Source organism: uncultured Polaribacter sp., from assembly GCF_947497695.1.
Lineage (GTDB): Bacteria > Bacteroidota > Bacteroidia > Flavobacteriales > Flavobacteriaceae > Polaribacter.
Window position 1 is genome coordinate 1 of sequence record NZ_CANMHM010000039.1, and the last position, 224, is coordinate 224.

A 224-nucleotide genomic window follows, 5' to 3' on the forward strand; every position below is an offset into this window, starting at 1 on the left:
ACAATATTAGTCAGTCCATTATCTTCTGGTAAACTAACTGGATCGTTATTTGCTACTGGTACATCATCTACTGATGTTACTGTTAAAACAACAGTTGCTGTATCACAATCGCCATCTGCATCACAAATTTGGTATGTAATACTGTCTGGTCCATTGTAATTTGCATTTGGTGTATAATCTATTGTATCATCTGTTGGATCATTTGGTGTTCCTCCATTATTTAC

The 224-nt window shown here is 34.8% G+C and carries 1 protein-coding gene; it reads right to left on the reverse strand.

All coding sequences use genetic code 11. The annotated features are described in order from the left end of the window. Positions 1 to 224 (reverse strand): Ig-like domain-containing protein (locus Q0731_RS13160; RefSeq protein WP_299064829.1); only part of this gene is annotated, 224 nt, incomplete at both ends.